The 3,021-nt window shown below is 52.9% G+C and carries 4 protein-coding genes; all 4 read left to right on the top strand.

Annotation, left to right across the window (positions count from 1 at the left end; all coding sequences use genetic code 11):
- The first annotated feature begins 64 nt into the window (after positions 1–64).
- The 4 genes from AC2FI9_RS22690 (at position 65) to mgrA (ending at position 2,841) form a co-directional block, all read left to right on the top strand.
- Entirely contained in the window at positions 65–331 is a 267-nt protein-coding gene (locus tag AC2FI9_RS22690) for a DUF1214 domain-containing protein (protein ID WP_496770990.1), read from the top strand.
- Between the two features lie 297 nt (positions 332–628).
- Positions 629–898 (top strand): HlyU family transcriptional regulator, encoded by a 270-nt coding sequence (locus tag AC2FI9_RS22695; protein ID WP_496770982.1) that lies wholly within the window; start codon positions 629–631, stop codon positions 896–898.
- A gap of 225 nt (positions 899–1,123) precedes the next feature.
- Positions 1,124–1,648 (top strand): cysteine dioxygenase family protein, encoded by a 525-nt coding sequence (locus AC2FI9_RS22700; protein ID WP_496770985.1) that lies wholly within the window; start codon positions 1,124–1,126, stop codon positions 1,646–1,648.
- A 125-nt stretch (positions 1,649–1,773) separates the two neighbouring features.
- Positions 1,774–2,841 carry an L-glyceraldehyde 3-phosphate reductase gene (gene mgrA, locus AC2FI9_RS22705; RefSeq protein WP_496770988.1) on the top strand — a complete coding sequence of 356 codons (1,068 nt, stop codon included), beginning with the start codon at positions 1,774–1,776 and terminating at the stop codon, positions 2,839–2,841.
- Positions 2,842–3,021: the final 180 nt, after the last annotated feature.

Raw genomic sequence — 3,021 nt, forward strand, 5'->3', positions numbered from 1 at the left:
TAATCAAACCAACCAGATGAGCCACATCCTCTCTTAGATCAGAGCGCCATCTGTCCCAAAATCCCTGACGACGGACAGCGGACAGACACGGTCGATCCTTGAAACTGACCTGGAATCCGGTGGTATCGACTCTAATCGACCGGGGATAAAGCCGAATGAGGATGGGAGTACCAGCATCTATTTTGGCCCGGAAGCCCCAGAAGGTTGGGAGAACAACTGGACGCAAACCATGCCCGGGCAAAGCTTCAACGTGATGATGCGCCTCTACGGACCGCTCGAGCCTTGGTTCGACAAGACCTGGCGTCCTGGTGATCTGGAACTGGTAGAATAAAGCGACAGCCGCGACTATCGGGCGACGCTACTTTTTGGCGTCGTCTTGCATTTTCTTCGGTGTCGGTTTTGGGCTCAAAGCGGTCGTCGGCGGCGGCGTGTCAGAATGGCGGTCTGGACAGTCTTACAAGGGAGCGTGGTGTGGGGAATGGACTTCTACCGCGGATCTGGACGTACTAGGCAACGCAAGGAGCGTGCCAACGGATCGAAGGCAAATGTTGTGATAGCACGACATGCTTCACGCCTGTCCTAAGCGGCGCTATTCTCCCGTCATAGTAACGCTGAAAGGAACCGCCCAATGTCCCTCTTCTCTAAACTCTTTGGTGGTGGTGAAAAGTCGGAGCTTGAGCCAGTCTCTTACAGAGGGTTCGAAATCTTTCCGGACCTGATGCCCGAAGGGGGCAAATACCGCCTTCTAGCCCGTATCGAAAAGACCATCGACGGAGATCGCAAGACCCATACTGTGATCCGGGCGGATGTTTTTGAGACCCGGGATCAGGGCGAAAGCTTCTGCATCGCAAAGGCGAAACAGGTGATCGACGAGCAGGGCGAACGCATTTTCGATTAAGCAAACAGACAACCTAATGTATGCGATGCAATCGACGGATGGTTCCGCAAATTAGACATCCGCCCCGATCTGGCGAAAGAACGCTAAGCAGGCCAAGCAGTCATTGAAAGTCTTAGATACCCGATACATGCAGCTGCAATCTGGGTCCCAATTTCGCCAATTTTACTGCCTGTGCTACCCTGTTGCATTTATCGTATGCAATTGGGGGCTGAAGATATGTGGAACATGGAACAGTTTGTAGCGGACTGCCGGACCGCAGTAGATCAGGACGTGTCTCACAAATCGGTGGCTGAGGTGGTGGACCGGGCGATGCGCGATCCCGCGGGCGTGACGCAAGCCTTGGGAGAGCCGACCGAAAGCGGTATCTTTCCCATTTACAAGTCAGGTGATCTGACAATCGTCAACGTCGTATGGAAGCCAGGAATGACCATAATGCCCCATAATCACGAAATGTGGGCCGTGATCGGTATTTATGGTGGCCGAGAAGATAACATTTTTTGGCGGCGCGTAGCAGATGACCCTAACGGACGCATTGAAGCGGCGGGGGCTCGAGCATTGTCGACGGGTGAATATGCTCCGCTTGGTAGGGACCTCATTCACTCGGTTACAAACCCTATCCCCAAGTTGACCGGAGCAATCCACGTGTACGGCGGGGATTTTTTTGAAGCTGAGCGAAGCGAATGGGACCCTGAAAACCTGACGGAACATGCGTATGACATGTCGAAGGTTCGCGCGTTATTCGAGGACTAGTTTGCAGTTTGACAATCTGCGTTGGCAATGCCTGAGGCATGTTCCGTCTATCCGGCAGGCTTCGCTGATTGCCGATTACTATCTGGTTGAATTGACACGGGGTGATGATCGCGGATTATGGATAGATGAGCAAATTACAACGCCCCCCGAAGCCTCGTCCACGCCCATTTCTTCCCAATCCAGACCGCTACGAGCAAATGGTCTATCGCCGTTGTGGGCAGTCTGGCATAAAGCTACCCGCGATAAGCCTTGGGCTATGGCACAACTTCGGTGGAGATACGCCACACCAGACAAAGCGCGATCTCTGCCGCACTGCTTTTGACTTGGGTATAACGCACTTTGATTTAGCAAATAACTATGGCCCACCGCCGGGATCGGCGGAAGAAGCATTCGGTGAAATTTTAAAAACTGATTTCGCAGGCTATCGGGACGAACTCATCATATCTACCAAGGCAGGGTATGATATGTGGCCGGGTCCCTATGGGGAGTGGGGATCACGAAAGTATCTTGTGGCCTCTTGTGATCAGTCGCTCAAGCGGATGGGGTTAGAATACGCAGATATCTTTTATTCCCACCGTTACGATCCAGATACCCCTCTGGAAGAAACTATGGGAGCCTTAGACTATATAGTGCGCTCTGGGCGCGCACTTTACGTCGGAATTTCAAGCTACAACTCGCAACGAACGCGCGAAGCGCTGGCCATCTTGAAAGACCTTGGCACGCCGTGCCTGATTCATCAGCCGTCGTATAACCTACTCAACCGTTGGGTTGAGCGGGACGGGCTGTTGGATACGCTTGACGAATTGAACGTGGGATCGATTGCGTTCACGCCACTTGCCCAGGGTATTTTGACATCGAAGTATCTGAACGGCATTCCCGAAGACAGTCGTGCGACCCAAGGCAAGTCTCTATTGGACGGCATGATCAACGAACGTTCATTGACGAGTGTCAGGGCTCTAAACGACATAGCGGCGTCACGCGGTCAATCATTAGCTCAGATGGCGCTTGCTTGGGTGCTGAGAGGTGACCGGATATCGACAGCCCTTATTGGCGCTTCGCGACCTGAGCAGATCGTGGATTGCGTAGGTGCGGTCCAGAATTTGGAATTTACCGAAGCGGAACTCGCTAAGATTGACGAGGTAAGCTCGGAAGAGGAAATCAATCTCTGGGCGCGATCCTCGGAAATTGAGTAAGATTGTTGACCACTGATTTTTGGTGCTAGCAGGTTCTTCTGCTTAATCGCATGGCGTTTCTGCTTTGGGCTCGAAGCAGACGTTCGGTTAATTCCGCTGAATGTCCGCCTTGCGGACCAAGCCGCCCTCAGATGGTATCGCTTGCATGTCTGCGTTACATTGGAGCGGTCGTCGCCTAGA

This window comes from Ruegeria sp. CDSA246 (genome assembly GCF_059611225.1).